General features: G+C 60.7%; 13 protein-coding genes. 9 read left to right on the forward strand and 4 right to left on the reverse strand.

What is annotated here, in order from left to right; all coding sequences use genetic code 11:
- Nucleotides 1-110: 110 nt before the first annotated feature.
- Nucleotides 111-1,073, reverse strand: a complete 963-nt coding sequence (locus PQQ95_RS18165) for a GlxA family transcriptional regulator (protein WP_408438855.1) — start codon at nt 1,071-1,073, stop codon at nt 111-113.
- 240 nt (nt 1,074-1,313) lie between these two features.
- On the opposite strand from PQQ95_RS18165, the gene PQQ95_RS18170 reads away from it, so the two are divergent.
- Entirely contained in the window at nt 1,314-1,952 is a 639-nt protein-coding gene (locus tag PQQ95_RS18170; RefSeq protein WP_408438857.1) for an HD domain-containing protein, read from the forward strand.
- A 92-nt stretch (nt 1,953-2,044) separates the two neighbouring features.
- Here the strand turns inward: PQQ95_RS18170 and PQQ95_RS18175 are convergent, their stop codons facing one another.
- Nucleotides 2,045-3,631: a Na+/H+ antiporter gene (locus tag PQQ95_RS18175; RefSeq protein ID WP_408438859.1), complete on the reverse strand. Its 1,587-nt coding sequence runs from the start codon at nt 3,629-3,631 to the stop codon at nt 2,045-2,047.
- A gap of 290 nt (nt 3,632-3,921) precedes the next feature.
- On the opposite strand from PQQ95_RS18175, the gene PQQ95_RS18180 reads away from it, so the two are divergent.
- From PQQ95_RS18180 to PQQ95_RS18190, 3 genes are all read left to right on the forward strand, one after another.
- The gene (locus PQQ95_RS18180) at nt 3,922-6,381 is read left to right on the forward strand and encodes a DUF6531 domain-containing protein (RefSeq protein WP_408438861.1); all 2,460 of its coding nucleotides are present in this window, start codon (nt 3,922-3,924) and stop codon (nt 6,379-6,381) included.
- Entirely contained in the window at nt 6,378-6,893 is a 516-nt protein-coding gene (locus PQQ95_RS18185) for a hypothetical protein (RefSeq protein ID WP_408438863.1), read from the forward strand. The genes PQQ95_RS18180 and PQQ95_RS18185 overlap by 4 nt, the downstream gene beginning before the upstream one ends.
- 495 nt (nt 6,894-7,388) lie before the next feature.
- The gene (locus PQQ95_RS18190; protein WP_408438865.1) at nt 7,389-7,661 is read left to right on the forward strand and encodes a hypothetical protein; all 273 of its coding nucleotides are present in this window, start codon (nt 7,389-7,391) and stop codon (nt 7,659-7,661) included.
- A gap of 224 nt (nt 7,662-7,885) precedes the next feature.
- Here the strand turns inward: PQQ95_RS18190 and PQQ95_RS18195 are convergent, their stop codons facing one another.
- A complete protein-coding gene (locus PQQ95_RS18195; RefSeq protein WP_408438866.1) occupies nt 7,886-8,611 on the reverse strand; it encodes a GntR family transcriptional regulator in 726 nt (241 codons plus the stop codon).
- Nucleotides 8,612-8,772: 161 nt separating this feature from the next.
- Between PQQ95_RS18195 and PQQ95_RS18200 the strand changes: the two genes are divergently transcribed.
- From PQQ95_RS18200 to PQQ95_RS18215, 4 genes are all read left to right on the forward strand, one after another.
- Nucleotides 8,773-9,993: a pyridoxal-phosphate-dependent aminotransferase family protein gene (locus PQQ95_RS18200; RefSeq protein WP_408438868.1), complete on the forward strand. Its 1,221-nt coding sequence runs from the start codon at nt 8,773-8,775 to the stop codon at nt 9,991-9,993.
- 278 nt (nt 9,994-10,271) lie between these two features.
- Entirely contained in the window at nt 10,272-11,558 is a 1,287-nt protein-coding gene (locus PQQ95_RS18205; protein WP_408438870.1) for an MFS transporter, read from the forward strand.
- A gap of 36 nt (nt 11,559-11,594) precedes the next feature.
- A complete protein-coding gene (locus PQQ95_RS18210; protein WP_408438871.1) occupies nt 11,595-12,344 on the forward strand; it encodes a 2-keto-4-pentenoate hydratase in 750 nt (249 codons plus the stop codon).
- A gap of 24 nt (nt 12,345-12,368) precedes the next feature.
- Entirely contained in the window at nt 12,369-15,389 is a 3,021-nt protein-coding gene (locus PQQ95_RS18215; RefSeq protein ID WP_408438873.1) for an FAD-binding and (Fe-S)-binding domain-containing protein, read from the forward strand.
- 102 nt (nt 15,390-15,491) lie between these two features.
- On the opposite strand, the gene PQQ95_RS18220 is transcribed toward PQQ95_RS18215, so the two are convergent.
- On the reverse strand, nt 15,492-16,430 hold the full coding sequence (locus PQQ95_RS18220; RefSeq protein ID WP_408438874.1) for a helix-turn-helix domain-containing protein: 939 nt from the start codon (nt 16,428-16,430) through the stop codon (nt 15,492-15,494).
- Nucleotides 16,431-16,571: 141 nt separating this feature from the next.
- On the opposite strand from PQQ95_RS18220, the gene PQQ95_RS18225 reads away from it, so the two are divergent.
- The gene (locus tag PQQ95_RS18225; RefSeq protein ID WP_408438876.1) at nt 16,572-17,471 is read left to right on the forward strand and encodes a DMT family transporter; all 900 of its coding nucleotides are present in this window, start codon (nt 16,572-16,574) and stop codon (nt 17,469-17,471) included.
- Nucleotides 17,472-17,558: the final 87 nt, after the last annotated feature.

Genomic DNA, 17,558 nt, shown 5'->3' on the forward strand with positions numbered 1-17,558 from the left:
GCAGCGGTGCTGTCTGTCCTCCAGTGCACATTCCGGCGGCGCGCTAGATGTTCCCCTGCAGCGTGTTTCCGGCACCGTCAAACGCTCTCCACATCGCCATCATGTTTTCATCACGCAGAGCGAAAGCGCTCGCGATATTGCATCGGCGTGACGCCGATCCGTTTTGCGAAGACAATGCGCATCCGGTCGGCCGTGCCGAAACCGCAGTCGTAGGCAATCGTCTTGAGCGCCGCGCCGCTGCTCTCCAGCAACTTGCGCGCCGCATCCACGCGTGCACGTTCGACGAATTCGTGCGGCGTCACCTTGGTTTCCTGCACGAATACGCGGGCGAAATTCCGGGCGCTCATTCCCGCGACATCCGCCAGCTGTTTGACCGTGAAGCTTTCGCGAATCCGCTCCATTACGTGCGCCTGCACTTTGGCGACCGGTGAAGTTTCGTCGGCTGACGCGATCAGGTAGGGGCTGAACTGCGACTGCCCGCCTTGCCGCTGTGCAAAGACCACCAGGCGTTTGGCGACCGCAAGCGCCGTCTGTGGCCCGTGATCTTCGGCGACCAACGAAAGCGACAGATCGATGCCCGCCGTCACGCCCGCCGACGTGACCAGGTTGCCGTCGCGCAGATAGATCCGGTCGAAATCGACACGTGCTTGCGGAAATTGCTCGGCGAGCTGCGCCGCGTGTTGCCAGTGCGTGGTGACATTGCGCGCGTCGAGTAGTCCGGCGTGACCGAGTGCGAATGCGCCGGTGCAGATCGAGCCATAGCGCTCGCATTGCGTGGCGGCTTGCGACAACCACTCCAGCAACCGTGGGTCCGGCGCGGCATCGTTGGGCAGCGCGGGGCCGCCCGCCACCAGCGCAAGATCAAACGGGCGGCGCGCCTTGTCGAAAGTAGCGTCGGCGGTCAGCGTCATGCCGTTGGACGCACGCAGCGACCCCGGCTCCGCACTGAGCAGCGTGACCTCGTAGCGATCCTGCGGCGCGATGAACCGATTGGCTTCGGAGAACACATCGAACGGACCGGCGACGTCGAGCGCCTGCACACCAGGAAAAATCGCGATCGCGACGGTAGGCATCGAATAATTTCCTTTGACGATGGACGAAGTCCGCAGGCCGCGGCAGTCAACGTGGTGCGTTTGGCAGTGTTCGACGGTGCACGGCGATTGCCCGAGACAGCGCGCTGACCAATACTGGGCTTTATCGGATGCGTTGCCTGAACGCTCACAAAGCGCATCGCGGACCAGCATACCAAACGCGTGATCGCCTCACAAAGACTGCGCGTCCAGTTTATTCAAGCCTTTCACGGAGCACTTAACATGACCACGATCGCAGGCATCCAGATTCCCGACAGCGTGATGGCGCGCGAAGCGACGCAACTCGTGCGCGATACCGAAACCGAACTGTTGTATCACCATTCGCGCCGGGTGTTCCTGTTCGGTTCTCTGGCCGGCGCGCGCAAGCAACTCAAATACGACGCAGAACTGCTGTACATCGGTGCGATGTTTCATGACATGGGACTCGTCGCACCGTATAGCAGCGAGCATGATCGATTCGAAGTGGATGGCGCGAACGCGGCGCGGGATTTTCTGCAGCGGCACGGTATCGGCGAAGACGATATCGAGCAGGTGTGGAATTCGATCGCGCTGCATACGACGCCTGGCATTCCGCAGTATATGAAGCCGGTGGTCGCACTTGTCACGGCGGGCGTTGAAATGGACGTGCTCGGTCTCGCTTACGACGAGTTCAGCGAACAGCAACGGCATGAGGTCACGCATGCGCATCCGCGCGGCGCGCATTTCAAGGAAGGCATCATCGATGCATTCGCGCACGGCACGATTCATAAACCGGAGACGACTTTCGGCAATGTGAAAGCGGACGTGCTGGCGCTGAAAGACCCGCATTACCATCGTGAGAATTTTTGCACGATGATTCTTGGGTCGGCGTGGAGGGATTAAGAGGCGTTTTCACGTTCGCAGATCGCCTGCGCTTACGTCGACAGTGACAGAGCGCGGCGGTGCATTGCAAACGCGATGCTGGCGGCCGACGCTCATCCTCGGCCATGCAGCGCCGCGATTTCCTGCAAATCCAGATCGTGTTCGAGAATGGTCAGCAGTTCGTCATGAATCAGACCCGTTCGATGCATACGCAATAGTTCCGCGCGTCCTGCGGAAATGGCGGCGAGGACGACGTCGTAATGCGCCGCGCGGACCTCGGAAGGATAGGCGGCTTCGTTTTGATAGGCCTCGGTCATGCGTGCGCGATAGCTGTACTGCTCCAGCAATCGCGGATGAATCACACTGCCGTCCGGCCCGTGCACCAGCGGTTGAATCGCGGCGAGCTGCGCTGTCTCCAGCCGCGCCCACGCTTGCGGCTCGTTCAGATGCCGCGCATTTCGCTCGGACGCATGATCAGGATTGACCCACTTGATCAACGGTCCAATTGTCGTGCCTTGGCCCAACACCGTCACCAGGATGACCGCGAACGAGGCGACCAGAATCAGATCGCGCCCGGGCATTGTTTCAGGCAATGACAAGGCGATGGCAAGCGTGACCACGCCGCGCATCCCTGCCCAGCTCGTGACGGTGGCCGAGCGCCAGTCAGGCGTCGCGTCCTTGCGGCGCATCACGCTGCACAGCAGTCCCTTCAACGATTCGACGGCGAACACCCATATGAAGCGCGACAGCACGACTGCCGCGATCACCGCGCCGACGGCGGGGGCAAACATGATCAACGTGTCGCCGACACCCCCCAGCCGCACGATCACGCCGCGCAGCGACAGCCCGATCAGAATGAACACCAAGGCTTCCATCAGGAAGATCAGGACCTGCCAGAAGGCCGTGCCGCGCGTGCGCACCGAGGCCGAAAAGACTTCGTGCTGGTGCCAGCCCAGCACCATGCCGCAACTGACGGTGGCGATCACGCCTGACACGTCGAGCATGTCGCCTGCGATATAGCTGATCCACGCGGAGAGTACGGACGCGGTGATGATCAGGTAGGCGTCGTCGAGATAGCGCAGCAACCTGACGACCACGAAGCCGACTGCGATGCCGACCGCGACGCCACCCAGCCCAAGCACCGCAAACCGTCCAATCGCATGTTGCGTGCTGAACGTGCCGGTTAGCGCTGCCGCGACGGCGAAGCGGAACAGGACGATGCCAGCGGCGTCGTTGAGCAGGCTCTCGCCTTCGAGTAGCACCATCAATCGACGCGGCAACGCGACGCGTTCAAGCACGGCTTTTGCCGCGACCGCGTCCGGTGGCGAGACGATCGCGCCGAGCGCGAAGCATGCGCCCCACGGCAACGCCGGCACGACCCAATGGACGACCAGGCCGACGGCGAGGGTGGTGAACGCGACGGCACCGATGGCAAGCAGCAGGATGCCGCCAATGTTGCGCTTGAATTCGTCCCACACGGAGAAGTACGCGCCATCCATCAGGAGTGGCGGCAGGAACACGATCAGGACCAGTTCGGGATCGAGGTTGATGGGCGGCAATCCAGGCACGAAGGCCATCGCCGCTCCGCCGACCAGAAGCGCCGCGGCGGGAGGTAGCCGCAGCCGCTTGGCGAGCAGTTCGAGGCCGATCATTGCGGCAAGCGACAGCAGGACGAGTTTGAAGGCCATGACGGAGGACATGCGGGGCCTCGATGGGTGGCAAAAGGGGGGAGGGTTTCCTTTTATCACACGAAGGTGTTTCTGCTTGCGGGTGAGCCGTCGGCGATACCGCTTTCCGTTATCGCTGACGGCAGGCGGTGATGTCTGACAGGTGGCTGCGTGATCTCCTACGGGTTGTTGTGAACGTCGTCGAAAGCATTTGTTGTGCAAATCCAGGGCATTCGTAATTTTAGGAATTGTCGGATAGTGGGAGTGGAATGCTCCTTATAGGGTGCTTAGGCTTCAAACAAGTACAACCAATAAGGATGACTATGAAAAACAACGGAATTACTGGGAGTCCAGCGGGCATGGCGATGCGTCTGCTGGCTGCATTCATGCTGCTCATCCTTGCGTTTGGCGCCAATGCGGCTGATTGCAATGCGGTGTGGGCAGCAACCGGCGCAAAACCAGGCTCACCCACCTGCCGGTGGGATGCCTATGCGGGTGTACCAGGTGGCATGCAGTACTACAACTGCGTTAGCTTGCCGCTTATCGACGCGTGGTGCGCTACACCGACTAATGAAGAACCCGAAGCGAGCTGCCCCGTCGCTGACCCGGTGTATCCAGGCAATGGTGCTGTCACCCTGACTGAAGCGGACTTTGTCAGCGGCGATGACATTCCGATGCGGTTCACACGGACCTACCGGTCGAGGTCACTGGGCAGTTCCGCCACGGCTATGGGACCGGTCTGGTTCCATAACTGGCAACGCAACCTGGGACTCGCAAACGCCAACAGCGGTAGCTCGTCCAAAGTGCTTGCGTATCGCGAGAACGGTGAACCAGTCACATTCAACTGGTCAGCCGGCACCTGGCGTACAGCGGGTTTTACCGGTCTTGCACTGACACAGAGCGGCTCCGGATGGACGCTGACCGATCTCAAGACCGATACCGTCGAATCATATTCGGCCCAAGGCGTTCTGCTTTCGGAGAGCACGAAGACAGGATTTGTCAGAACGCTGACCTATGACGGCTCAGGGCTGCTGACCACGATCACGCAGCATGCAGCAGGCACGGACGCGAATAACGACATTGCGCTTCGCCTCGATTACGACGACAAGAACCGGCTGTCACGCCTGAATGATCCCTTGGGCCGCATGACGCAATACGGGTATGACGCGAATGGCAATCTTGTCTTTGTTACCTGGCCTGATGGCTATGTCCATCGTTATGTCTACGACGACACGCGCTGCAAGAATGCGCTGACTGGCGAGATTGATGAAGCTGGTAACCGCATTGCGACGTGGAGCTATGACGCGCAGGGTCGTGCGGTGGGGGTTAGCCATCCCATCGCCACGCAGAACGCGCAGTTCGCCTACAGCACGGGTTCGACCGTTATCACGGGGCGGAAAGGCGCGACTACGCTGAATATGTCGTCGATTGGCGGGGTGCTGCGGCCTACCGGGACCACGTCTGCTGCAGGCGACAGCAACTCTGCGTGGGATGCGTCGGGCAATCTGCTGAAGGATGTTGACGCAAGCGGCGGCACCACCGAGTACAGCTACGACGACACCGGGCGACCAGTTCGGGCGACAGTGAAAAATGCGTCAGGCACATCGATCTCCACGATCCGCTATGCCGACGCAACCAGTCTGCGTCCGTCGATGATTGCGTCACCGAAGTTGATGCAGTCCTTCGTGTATGACGCGAACGGCAATGCGACTGGGGTTAGTGAGACACCGACTAACGACGCGACCGGCGCCAGTGCCTTCGACGCTGGAAAGGCGGACGGCGTGACGATCGCGTACGGGATGACCTACGACGCAAGGAATCGTCTCGCCTTCGTTCAGCAGATGGCTGACGGAAAAGTCACGGCACAGTGGAGGATCACTCGCGACGCCACTGGCAATGCGTTTGCCATTATCGCTTTGGGAAGCGATCTTGACGTGACGGAGATGATCTCGCGCGATGCCGCTCACCGTGTTCTGTACGGTTATAACCCGACGGGAGACTTTTATCTTCGTTACGACCGGCGTGCTCGTATTGACCTCTTCAAGTTCAATGAATATGCGAGTCCGGCGAACGGTGGTATCCGCCGTGTGTTCAAGGTCAAGTTCGGTTATTCACCGGACGGCCAGGTCGTTTCACGTACAGGCACCGTTGCGAAGAACGGCAGTGTTCTTGACCTGAACGATGGAACGGATATTCCGATCGGTAGCGATGAGATCAATCAGTGGATTGATAACTACAACTACGGTGACTCTCCGGTAGGGCCGCCCGCCAATCTCCAGGGCGCAAGTCGGTTGCTCGGAGACAATTTCCTGGGCACGTCGACCGTGTGCAGTGGTTGCCACTTCTCGGCGGGACTGATTGACGGTGGTCTACGCATTCTTGTCTATCGGCTTCTGCAGAACCCGGTAGTCAGGTATGGCATCGGTCAGGGAGCGAGGAAGGTTGCGGAAAACTGGGAGCGCATCAAGGAGATGTGCAAGCCCGCGGCGGAGACGGAGGTGGACGGGATTCCACCTGGGCGGATTACTTCAGAATATACCGACATCACAACGGGGGGCAGTATTCGCAACATTCGAACTGATGTTGACAAGGTGGAGTTCGAGGCTAACCTTGTAGAGAGCGGCTATGTGCAGTCTCTTAGTAAGGATGGTAGAGCAGATATCTTTTCAAAGGACGGAGCGCGCTACACCGTCAGGGAAGATTCAAATGCGGGATATCCTACCGCTGAGTATGTTCCTGCTGGTGCACCGCGCGGCACAATTAAGATACGACTTCCAAAATGAGCGATATGGACTTTATTGTTGATTCTGCGACCTTCTTACCGCTTTGGGAGCGTGCGAATACGAGTGTGACAACGCTGGCCGACATTCCATCGACCGAGTTGCTTTATTTTGATTCCGTGGATATATCGACTCAAAAGTTCTTTGAGCTTATTCGTGCCATGCTTGCGTTCAAGGGCGCAGCGGACTTTGCTTCGCTAGTTATGAAGCCAGACCCGTTTTGTTATTTTCACTTTCATTTTGGCAAGTATCCAGGTTTTATACATCGTGCAGAACATACCGATGATGACTTCTTTGAGGCTTGGCAAAAAGACCCGGGCGACAGCCCAGCGGACTGTCTTTGGGCGAACTCAGAACGATATGCCGTCTTGCCGATCCCCGGAGACTGGTTCGTATATGCAGATAGAAAATGGGAGATGGGCGTTTTGTCGGGCCCCCCAGATATTATTTCGTTTGCCCGCGACTTTTATCCATTTTTTATCGATCCAGGGGACGGCTTCAAAATTGTTGGCTAAGTTAAACTGAAGCAGACATGTATCAGATGCGGAAAGGGTGCAATTGATTGCACCTTTTCCGTTTACTCGACGGGTACTCTATTGCAGTGCGTGAATCGTGGGCGCCAGCATGATGGGCTGCAATCGGTACAGCTGAATCACCCCGATCGCATTGCGGATTGCGATGCAGTCCACAAGAATGTATTGCACATCAACGGCTTGATACAGTTGCAGGGCAATTGTCCACGGGCTTGCGAACAAAATCTGGGGTAACTTTAGGTGTCCCCCTTGGACGGCTAGCCACCTTAGCATCCGCCCAGCAGGTCGCCGCGCCCACGCATGACCGAGTGCAGGGCGGGCGCAGCCTGAAGGTTCAGTGGGCATGCTTGTGAGTCGACGGACTTCACCGGTATCTGCATAACGAATCAGCTCATATGCACTACGCTTGCCGACCCGAGGAATAAGCATTTTCTTGCGCTGGGCAGAGCAAAAGCGTTCGAAAGATAGGGGGTATTGATGGCTAAACATCCGCCGTATCCCATGGTTTTGACCTACAACGAAAATCTACAGCAACTAATCGTGTACACCGTTGATCCAAACGATCTCGCCCCGCTCGTCGCCGGGAGAATGGGCGTCGTGATGGCCGATGAACAAGATTTCAAGCTTGACGATGAATTCGCGCGACAGCTTGGAGTTGGATTACTGAACACGATCGCGCTAGGTCAGCCGGACATCAAGCAGTACATGGCTGTCACGCAGGAACCAAGCGACAGACCGCCAACCCAATAGTTGACCGCTCCATACACGCTGCCAGGAGCAACCTGCAGGAATGTATTCACATCAATGCCTTAGGGCTGTTGTCGGAGTGTTATCCACACCCTTGCCAACATTTTCTGGGGACAAGTTTTTGTCCAGGCAGCGCGCCTCTTCTTTCGGGCCTGCAACATAGGAAAACAGAAGAAGCCCAACGCCGCAAGCGCGCAACCCATGCCGCACCCCAAAGCAAAATCCGCTCAAACCTTCAACACCGACCCCGCCACCTCCTCCCGCGACTGCACTTGCAAAACCGCATCCCGCTTATCCAGCAAATGCTGCCGAAGAATCGCGCTCAGTTTCTTCCCATCGCGCGCCTCAAGCGCCTTCAACATTTCATCGTGATCATGAATCGCGCTATCCCACTTGGGGATCTGAAAATTCGACCGGAACCGCAACGCCTGCAGGCGCCGGTTAACAGCGACATAAGTCTGCCGCAGCGCTGAATTTCTCGCCGCCTCATTGATCTTGTCGTGAATCGCCTGATTGCGGCTGTAGTACCCAGCCAGATCGTTCTGCGTCCGGCAAGCCAGCATCGCGTAGTGCAGCGCCTTGATCTCCGCAAGCTCGGCAGCCGTCATTCGCTCCGCCGCCAGTTCGCCGGAGAAAGCCTCAAGACCACTCATTAATTCGAAGGTCTCGCGCAACTCCGCTTCCGACATCTTCGACACCGACGCGCCGCGGTTCGGCGAAATCTCGATCAGCCCTTCGGCGGCCAACACCTTCAGCGCCTCCCGCAACGGCGTGCGCGAAATCCCAAGCGTCTCGCACAACTCACGCTCGTTCAGTTTCTTGCCCGGCTCGAGCACTCCCTCGACGATAAAGCGGCGAATATGCTCCACCACCGTGTCGTGCAAGCGCTGACGCTCGACCTTCGGCATCAGCGGGGAAGCGGCCACACCCGCGTCGAAATCCGAATTTTGCATACAAAAACCCTCGCCATCACATTAGTGCGATTTTATCGGAAGCTCACACATTAGTTAAGAGCGCGGGTAAACACCGGTCTTCACAGGCGATTTTCGCCTTGGGGGCGTCGCAGTTCCTCTGATATAGTTTTTTGCATGCAAAATTCAATCGGAGGAGCCCAATGCTCAAGCTAGACTTTCACCCCGCTGGCCGTCACTTCCTGCAGATCCCGGGTCCGAGCCCGGTGCCCGATCGCATTCTCCGTGCGATGAGCTACCCGACCATCGATCACCGCGGTCCCGAGTTCGGCGAACTGGGTCTGAAGGTGCTCGAAGGCATCAAGAAAATCTTCAAGACGCAGCAACCGGTCGTGATTTATCCGGCCTCCGGCACCGGCGCGTGGGAAGCGGCGCTGTCGAACACACTGAGCCCCGGCGACAACGTGCTGATGTTCGAAACCGGTCACTTCGCGACGCTGTGGAAAAAGATGGCGGAAAGCCTCGGGCTGAAGCCGGAGTTTCTTGGCCTGCCTGGCATCGAAGGCTGGCGGCGCGGGGTTCAGCCGCAGATGATCGAAGAGCGTTTGCGCGCCGACACCCAGCACGCGATCAAGGCGGTGTGCGTCGTGCACAACGAAACCTCCACGGGCGTCACCTCGGATATCGCCGCCGTGCGCCGTGCGATCGACGCCGCCGGCCATCCAGCACTGTTGCTGGTCGACACGATCTCGGGCCTCGCCTGCGCCGACTATCGCCATGACGAGTGGGGCGTGGACGTCACCGTGTCGGGCTCGCAAAAGGGTTTGATGCTGCCGCCGGGTATCAGCTTCAACGCGATCTCGCCGAAGGCTCTAGCCGCCAGCAAGCACGCCAGATTGCCGCGCAGCTTCTGGGACTGGACCGACATCGTCGAGATGAACAAGACCGGCTACTGGCCGTACACGCCGAACACGAACCTGCTGTATGGGCTCAATGAGGCGTTGGAGATGATTCTCGGCGAAGGGCTCGACAACGTGTTTGCCCGTCACGAACGTCTCGCCGAAGCCACCCGTCGCGCGGTCCGCGCGTGGGGGCTGGAGATCCAGTGTGCGGATCCGGCTGTGTATAGCCCGGTGCTGACCGGCGTGATGATGCCCGAGGGCATCGATGCCGACGCCGTGCGCAAGGTCATCTACGAACGCTTCGACATGTCGCTCGGCACGGGCCTCGGCAAGATGAAAGGCCGCATGTTCCGCATTGGCCACCTCGGCGACTGTAACGACCTGATGTTGCTGGCGACGCTGGCCGGTTGCGAAATGGGCCTGCGGCTCGCGGGCGTGCCGCTCAAGGACAGCGGCCTGCCTGCCGCTATGGAGTGGTTGAGCCAGCCGACACATGCATCGGGTCTGAAAGCGGCGGCTTAAGCGCCCGGCCGCGTCAGCGCATTGGCACCGTAACGGCGCTAAAGCGCACATCGGTGCAGCCGCGGACCGGCGCCTCGCACATCGGTGCGTCAGCGCAACAAGCAACAAACAACAGGCATCTCGCAGCAAGGGAAGGCGGGAGCACTTCCCTCACGAAGCCGCGCGTAGAACGCGGCCCCTGAACAACATGCGATGTTCCCGCAGCGTATGCCGCTGACGGGCGCGATGCAGCGCGCCATTCCAGGCGCGCCGTCGATAGACTGCAATGGAGAGAGACGATGAAGCGGTTTCGTGTGAGCAGTGCGACCAGTATCGTTCTAGTGATGCTATGCATCATGTACTTCATCACTTACCTGGACCGCGTCAACGTCAGCACCGCGGCAGCAGGTTTCGGCAAGGAGTTCGGCCTCTCCCATACGGAAGTGGGGCTCGTGTTTTCCGCCTTCGCCTATCCGTATCTGATTTTTCAGATCATCGGTGGCTGGGTCAGTGACCGCTTCGGTGCGAAGCGCACGCTGATTTTCTGCGGCGCCATCTGGGGCGTCGCGACTTTGCTGACCGGCCTCGCCGGTGGGCTGGTTTCATTGCTGGCGGCACGCGTGCTGCTCGGTTTCGGCGAAGGCGCCACGTTTCCTGCCGCCACCTCGGCAATGGCCCGCTGGGTCGCGAAAGAGAAACGCGGCTTCGCGCAGGGCATCACTCACGCGGCGTCGCGTATCGGCAATGCGGTGGCGCCTGGCTTGATCGTGCTGGTGATGGCGACGTGGGGCTGGCGCGAATCGTTCTATATCTGCGGCGTGTTCAGCCTGCTGTGGGTGGCGGTGTGGTCGTTCACGTTCACCGAACATCCGAAAGATCATCCGCGTATCACGACCGAAGAACTCGACGTCTTGCCCGCGCCGAAGCCCAAAGTGGCCGGTGTGCCGTGGGGAAAGCTGTTTCGCCGCATGTGGCCGGTCACGATCGTGTACTTCTGCTACGGCTGGACGTTGTGGCTGTTCCTCAGCTGGATTCCGCAGTACTTCCTGCATAGCTATCACCTGCAACTGCAAAAGTCGGCGATCTTCGCATCCGTGGTGTTCTTTGCCGGTGTACTCGGCGACACGCTCGGTGGCATCGTGACCGACTGGATCTTCACGCGGACCCGCAGCCTGAAGCGTGCCCGGAGCTGGATGGTATCGGTATGCATGCTGTTCTGTCTGCTCTCGCTCATTCCGCTGATGTTCACACACAGCCTGTATCTGTCGATGGCGTGTCTTGCCTCAGGCTTCTTCTTCGCCGAAATGACGATCGGGCCGATGTGGGCGATTCCGATGGACATCGCGCCGGAATACTCAGGCACCGCGAGCGGCATGATGAACACCGGCTCGGCATTGGCCGCGATCATCTCGCCGGTGGTCGGCGGGTTTCTGATCGACTACTTCGGCAGCTGGGAGTTGCCGTTCGTCGGCAGCATGCTGTTGATGGCGATCGGCGTGGTGCTCGCGTTCCGCATGCAGCCGGAAAGCAAGTTCGAACTCAACGCAGCCGACAAAGCGCACGCCACCACGGGCGTGGGTGCATAAGCAGACTGCACCGTTCCCTCTCTTCGTCTTAAAACAATGACAACATCACTGAGTCAACGTCTCGCCGACGCGCGCCGCCATCACCTGACGCTCGACGCGTTGCCGCCGGAGCAAACGCCCGCCGACGGCGCGGCCGCCTACGCGATCCAGCACGACATCCTGCGCGTGCTGGACGCACCGATCGGCGGCTGGAAGATCGGCGCGAAATCCGATAGCGGCCCGATCCAGGGCGCGCCGTTGCCGGCGAACGATCTGCACGCCGACGGCGCACGCTTGCCGCGCGACGCCTTCGTGCCGCTGGGACTCGAACTGGAGATCGCATTCCGCTTCGGCCGCCGCTTCGAGCCAACGACCACGCCCTATAGCGAAGCCGACGTGCACGCAGGCATCGGCGCGATCGGCGCGACCATCGAGATCGTGGCGAGCCGTTACGCTGCCTGGCCCACGGTCGACAAGCTCGCTCAACTCGCGGATTTGCAGAACCACGGTGCGCTGATCGTCGGCGAATTTACACCGTATCGCGAGGATTTTCCGTTTGTGGCGCCGTCGGCCCGTTTCAGTTTCGAAGGGCGTGACGTGGTCGAGACGACGCCCGCCAATCCGGCCGGCGATCCGCGGCGCCTGCTGACATGGCTCGTCAATCACGCCACGTCGCGCGGCATCGCGGTCACGCCTGAGATGGTCGTCACCACCGGTTCCTACACCGGCATGTTTTTTCCGCAGAGCGCGGGCACGGCCCGCGGACTCATTGAAGGGCTCGCGCCGGTCAGCCTGACGTTGTACTAGCCCGCTTTCCTATACGCCGACGATATGACGAACCCCACTTCCGCTTTACTCGTCAAGCCGATCCATCTGGTCCCGTCCGCCGCGCGCCTGACCACACCGCTTGCGCAGCATCTGCGCAAGTCATTGCGCGGCGACGTGTTGTTCGATGCAGCGAGCCGTGGCCGTTACGCGACCGATGCGTCGATCTATCAGATCACGCCGATCGGCGTGGTGGTGCCGCGCGATCAGGACGATCTGCGCATCGCGCTGGAAATCGCACGCAGCGAGAAAGTACCGCTGCTCGCGCGTGGCGCGGGCACGAGCCAATGTGGCCAGACTGTCGGCGAGGCGCTGGTGATCGACACCAGCAAGTGGCTGAACAACATCGTCGCATTCGATGCGGCAGAGCGGACGGTGACGGTCGAGCCGGGCGTTGTGCTGGACCATCTGAACGCATGGTTGAAGCCGCACGGCCTGTGGTTTCCGGTCGATGTCTCGACAGCGGCGCAATGCACGATCGGCGGAATGGCGGGCAACAACTCGTGCGGCTCGCGCTCGATCGAGTACGGCAACATGGTGCACAACGTCGAAGCGATTGACGCCATTCTCGCCGACGGCAGCGAAGCACGTTTCGCCTCATTGCGCGAGGCGCCGCAAGGCGCGCGCTTGCAGCAGATCGTCGAAGGCGTGAAGCAGATTGCCCAACGTGAGCGCGATGAAATCGTGGCGCGCGTGCCGAAAGTCTTGCGGCGTGTCGCGGGCTATAACATCGACGTGTTCGATTGCCAGAACCCGCGCGCCTATACCGACGACGGTATCGCGAATCTCGCGCATCTGCTGGTCGGTTCGGAAGGCACGCTGGCGTTCAGCCGGCAACTGACGTTGAAGCTTGCGCCGCTGCCCACGCATAAGACGCTTGGCGTGGTCAACTTCCCGACCTTCTGGCAGTCGATGGATCTCACGCAGCACATCGTCAAGCTGAAGCCGGTGGCCGTGGAGCTGGTCGATCGCACCATGATCGATCTGGCGATGAGCAATCCCGCCTTCCGGCCGGTGATCGAGAAGGCGCTGGTCGGCGAGCCGCAAGCCATCCTGCTGGTGGAATTTGCGGGCGAGGACCGCGACCAGCAACTCGCGTCGCTCAAGCAGCTCACCGAACTGATGGCCGATCTGGGCTTGCCCGATTCGGTCGTCGAGATGCCGGCTGCGAACGAGCAGAAGGCGCTGTGGGAAGTCCGCAAAGCCGGCTTGAACATCATGATGAGCATGAAGGGTGACGGCAAGCCGGTTTCCTTCATTGAAGATTGCGCGGTGCCGCTCGAACATCTGGCGGAATATACGAGCCGTCTGACCGAAGTCTTCCACCGCAACGGCACGGAAGGCACGTGGTACGCGCATGCGAGTGTCGGCACGCTGCACGTACGGCCGATTCTCGATATGCGGCGCGACGGCGCGCTGAAAATGCGCGCCATTGCCGAAGAAGCGGCGGCGTTGGTACGCGAATACAAGGGCGCGTATTCCGGCGAACACGGCGACGGTTTGTGCCGCGGCGAATGGGTTGCGTGGCAATACGGGCCGCGTCTGAATCAGGCGTTCACCGAGATCAAGGCGCTGTTCGATCCGGACAACCGTTTCAATCCCGACAAGATCGTGCGTCCGCCGAAGATGGACGACGCGCGCAATTTCCGCTTTGCGCCGGGCTACGAAGCGCGTCCGATCGAAACCGCACTCGACTGGTCCGCATGGAACGTCGAACGCGATCCGCTGACGGGGCAGGAGACGCTGCCGGGCAGCGGCAACGATCTGTCGGGTGGTCTCGCGAAGGCCGTCGAGATGTGCAATAACAACGGCCATTGCCGCAAGTTCGACGCGGGCACCATGTGCCCGAGTTATCGTGTGACGAAGGACGAGCAACATGTGACCCGGGGACGCGCGAACACCTTGCGTCTGGCGATTTCCGGGCAACTCGGCGAAGCCGGACTTGCCAGCGACGATGTCAAGGACACGCTCGATCTGTGCGTCTCGTGCAAGGGTTGCAAGCGCGATTGCCCGACGGGCGTCGACATGGCGAAGTTCAAGATCGAGGCGCGGGCGGCGCGCGTCAAACGGCACGGACTGCGTCTGCGCGACAGGTTGGTGGCTTTCATGCCGCGCTATGCCGCTGCGGCGAGCCGCGTGCCGGCATTGATCGCATTGGTTGACAACGTGCCGGTGTTGTCGGCGTGGTTCAAGCGGACAGTGGGTTTTGCTCCGGAACGAACGTTGCCGCGTTTCAGGAAATCGTTTCTATCAGGCGCCGCGACGGCCAAACCGCCTCAAGGCGGCGCGCTGAAAGAAGTGCTGTTGTTTGTCGACACGTTCAACAACAACATGGAGCCTGAAAACGCGCGCGCCGCGCAACAGGTGTTGGAAGCGGCCGGTTACACGGTGCATTTCAATGTGCGCCAGGGCGAACGTCCAGTGTGTTGCGGGCGGACCTTCCTCGCGGCCGGTCTGGTCGATGAAGCGAAGCAGGAAGCGCGGCGCATGCTCGATCTGTTCAAGCCTTTTGTGGAGCGCGGCGTGCCGATAGTCGGGTTGGAGCCGTCGTGTTTGCTGTCGCTGCGCGACGAGTTTCTGCACTATGGTTTCGGTGACGAAGCGCAACGTCTGTCGAAACAGGCATTTCTCTTCGAAGAGTTTCTGGTGCGCGAGGAAAAAGCCGGGCGTTTGCAGCTTGCGTTGAAGCCGTTGGCGAAGGAGCAGGCGCTTGTACACGGTCACTGCCATCAAAAGGCCTTCGACGCGTTCACGCCCGTGCAAACGGTGTTGAACTGGATTCCTGAGTTGAAAGTGTCGACGGTTGAGTCGTCGTGCTGCGGCATGGCGGGCAGCTTCGGTTACGAAGCCGAGCATTACGCGACCTCGCAGGCAATGGCGGAATTGTCGCTACTGCCCGCAGTGCGCAAGATCGACGGCAATACGGTGATGGTTGCGGATGGCACGAGTTGCCGGCATCAGATTCATGACGGCGCAGGCGTTGACGCGATCCATGTGGCGCGCGTACTGGCGATGGCTTTGCAGTGAGGGCGGTTGATCAGGTTTAAGCCGGGGCAGCTCGGCCTCAGGGCTCAGGCGGCGCGGGGCAGCCAACTCAGCCCGGAGCTGCCTGGATCAGCGCGCCAGGCATTATTGCGCGCCGACCGCCTGCCGATATGCCGTCGGCGCCACGCCAACGCTTTCACGAAAACGGTGGCTGAAATGGCTGGCGTTCGCATAGCCGCATTGTTCGGCGACTTGCGCGAGCGGCAGTCTCGTGGTGCGCAGCAGCGTGCGTGCGCGTTCGAGCCGTTGTTGCGCGATCCATGCGGCAGGCGGCAGTCCGAACGAGGCGCGGAACATGCGCGCCAGATGAAACTCCGACAGCGCAGCCACACCGGCGAGCTCGCCGAGTGTGAGTGGTTGCGCGAGACGATTCTCGATGTAGTCGCGCAAGCGCCGCCGGGTCGCGACCGACAGACCACCCTTGAGCGACATATCCGTGCGGCGCACGCCTTGTGCACGCAGCAGCAGACTCAACACCTGATGCGCGGTTTCATTGGTGCGCAGCAGGCCATCGGGATCCTGCCAGTCTTCATTGGCGAGTGATTGACACAGGCTCGCGATGCGGGCGTCTTCGAAATAGGTGCGATCGGCCAGGGTCAACTCGCGCGGCTCGCGATCGAGTTCCTGCACGGCGCGCTGCGTGAAGTGTTCGGGCAGGAAGTAGAGATGCATGAAATGCATATGGCCGCGCACCCACCAGCGCGACTCATGCTCGCCAGGCAACGCGCAGAGCCGCGACGGCGCGCCGTAGCGCCCGGGCATTTTCTGACGCTCGGTGCGATAGCCGCCATCCAGATAGCACGACAGCGTGTGATGACCGGGCTGCTCGTAGACGGTCTCGGTTTCCTCGGTGTCGCGGGTCCAGACGGCGATGGCGAGCCGGTCGCCGAGCCACGCGAACCGTTCGAGATTCGCGTTGGCGCTCTGCAGCGTGTGACAGACCGACTGAAGGCCGAACGGCGTTTCGGTGGATTCGATCACGGAGGCGGGCAGTCTGGCGTTCACGGAACGAGCGGGATGCATTCGATGATGGGGTAAGCGCCAGTATAGGGCGAGCGGTGGCCGGCGGCGCGTCCCCCCGAAAAAGTGCGCAATCCTGGACAAGTGCCGCCGCCGGCGCTGCAGCACAGTGGGCTTCCGCTTTTTGCTGCCGCAGGCTCCGTTATGAATCTTTCGCTCTATGCCGTCACCGTTCTGATCTGGGGCACCACGTGGATCGCAATCAAATGGCAGTTGGGCGCCGTGCCGCCGCCGGTGTCGATTGCGTGGCGTTTCTGGATCGCGGCGCTGGTGCTGTTTGCGCTGCTGCGCATCATGCGCCGGCCGATCTGGCCGCCGCGCGCCGCATGGCGCTTCCTGGCCGCGCAAGGATTGGCGCTCTTCTGTCTGAACTTTCTGTGCTTTTACTATGCCGAGCAAGTCGTGCCGAGTGGTCTGGTCGCGGTGGTGTTTTCCACCGCGCCGCTGCTGAATTCAATCAACGGCCGGCTGTTCATGGGGCGTCGTTTGCAACCGTCGGCGATTGCCGGGGCGGCGTTGGGGCTCGTCGGCGTGGTGTGCCTGTTCGTCCAGCAGATGGCAGGGCACCTGGGCGATCACGCGGTGTGGTTGGGACTCGTTATCGCGTTCCTTGGCACCTTGTGCTTTTCGGCGGGCAATCTGCTGTCGAGCCGGATGCAATCGATGGGCTTGCACCCGTTCGCCACCAATAGCTGGGCGATGCTGATCGGCGCCGGCATTCTGACGGTGGGAAGCGCGCTGGCTGGCTTCTCTTTCTCTATCGAGTCTGATGCACGTTATCTCGGCGCGCTTGCTTATCTGGCCGTGTTCGGCTCGGTGATCGGCTTTACCGCGTACCTGATGCTGGTCGGGCGCATCGGGCCGGAGCGCGCCGCGTATTGCACCGTGCTGTTTCCGATTGTGGCGCTGGCGGCGTCGACGGTATTCGAAGGCTACCGATGGTCCGCGCTGGCGGTAGTCGGACTCCTGCTGGTGGTGGCGGGTAATCTGGTGGCGTTCGATTTGACGCGACGCATTTTTGTGCGGCGGGTGGGGGCACCCTGAGTGCGACGGCAATCCCGCAGGATGGCACTCAGGACGACCGCACCTGGAAGAACGGCGGCGCTGACGGTGGGCCCTTTCGAGAAAACG

Source organism: Paraburkholderia caffeinilytica (assembly GCF_046030355.1).
Taxonomy (GTDB): Bacteria; Pseudomonadota; Gammaproteobacteria; order Burkholderiales; family Burkholderiaceae; genus Paraburkholderia; species Paraburkholderia caffeinilytica_B.

Excerpts from the sequence above, each read along its gene's own strand:
- PQQ95_RS18185 (WP_408438863.1), top strand. The coding sequence starts at position 6,378 with ATGAGCGATATGGACTTTATTGTTGATTCTGCGACCTTCTTACCGCTT.
- PQQ95_RS18225 (WP_408438876.1), top strand. The coding sequence starts at position 16,572 with ATGAATCTTTCGCTCTATGCCGTCACCGTTCTGATCTGGGGCACCACG.
- PQQ95_RS18180 (WP_408438861.1), top strand. The coding sequence starts at position 3,922 with ATGAAAAACAACGGAATTACTGGGAGTCCAGCGGGCATGGCGATGCGT.
- PQQ95_RS18195 (WP_408438866.1), bottom strand. The coding sequence starts at position 8,611 with ATGCAAAATTCGGATTTCGACGCGGGTGTGGCCGCTTCCCCGCTGATG.
- PQQ95_RS18205 (WP_408438870.1), top strand. The coding sequence starts at position 10,272 with ATGAAGCGGTTTCGTGTGAGCAGTGCGACCAGTATCGTTCTAGTGATG.
- PQQ95_RS18170 (WP_408438857.1), top strand. The coding sequence starts at position 1,314 with ATGACCACGATCGCAGGCATCCAGATTCCCGACAGCGTGATGGCGCGC.
- PQQ95_RS18175 (WP_408438859.1), bottom strand. The coding sequence starts at position 3,631 with ATGTCCTCCGTCATGGCCTTCAAACTCGTCCTGCTGTCGCTTGCCGCA.
- PQQ95_RS18165 (WP_408438855.1), bottom strand. The coding sequence starts at position 1,073 with ATGCCTACCGTCGCGATCGCGATTTTTCCTGGTGTGCAGGCGCTCGAC.
- PQQ95_RS18215 (WP_408438873.1), top strand. The coding sequence starts at position 12,369 with ATGACGAACCCCACTTCCGCTTTACTCGTCAAGCCGATCCATCTGGTC.
- PQQ95_RS18200 (WP_408438868.1), top strand. The coding sequence starts at position 8,773 with ATGCTCAAGCTAGACTTTCACCCCGCTGGCCGTCACTTCCTGCAGATC.
- PQQ95_RS18190 (WP_408438865.1), top strand. The coding sequence starts at position 7,389 with ATGGCTAAACATCCGCCGTATCCCATGGTTTTGACCTACAACGAAAAT.
- PQQ95_RS18210 (WP_408438871.1), top strand. The coding sequence starts at position 11,595 with ATGACAACATCACTGAGTCAACGTCTCGCCGACGCGCGCCGCCATCAC.
- PQQ95_RS18220 (WP_408438874.1), bottom strand. The coding sequence starts at position 16,430 with ATGCATCCCGCTCGTTCCGTGAACGCCAGACTGCCCGCCTCCGTGATC.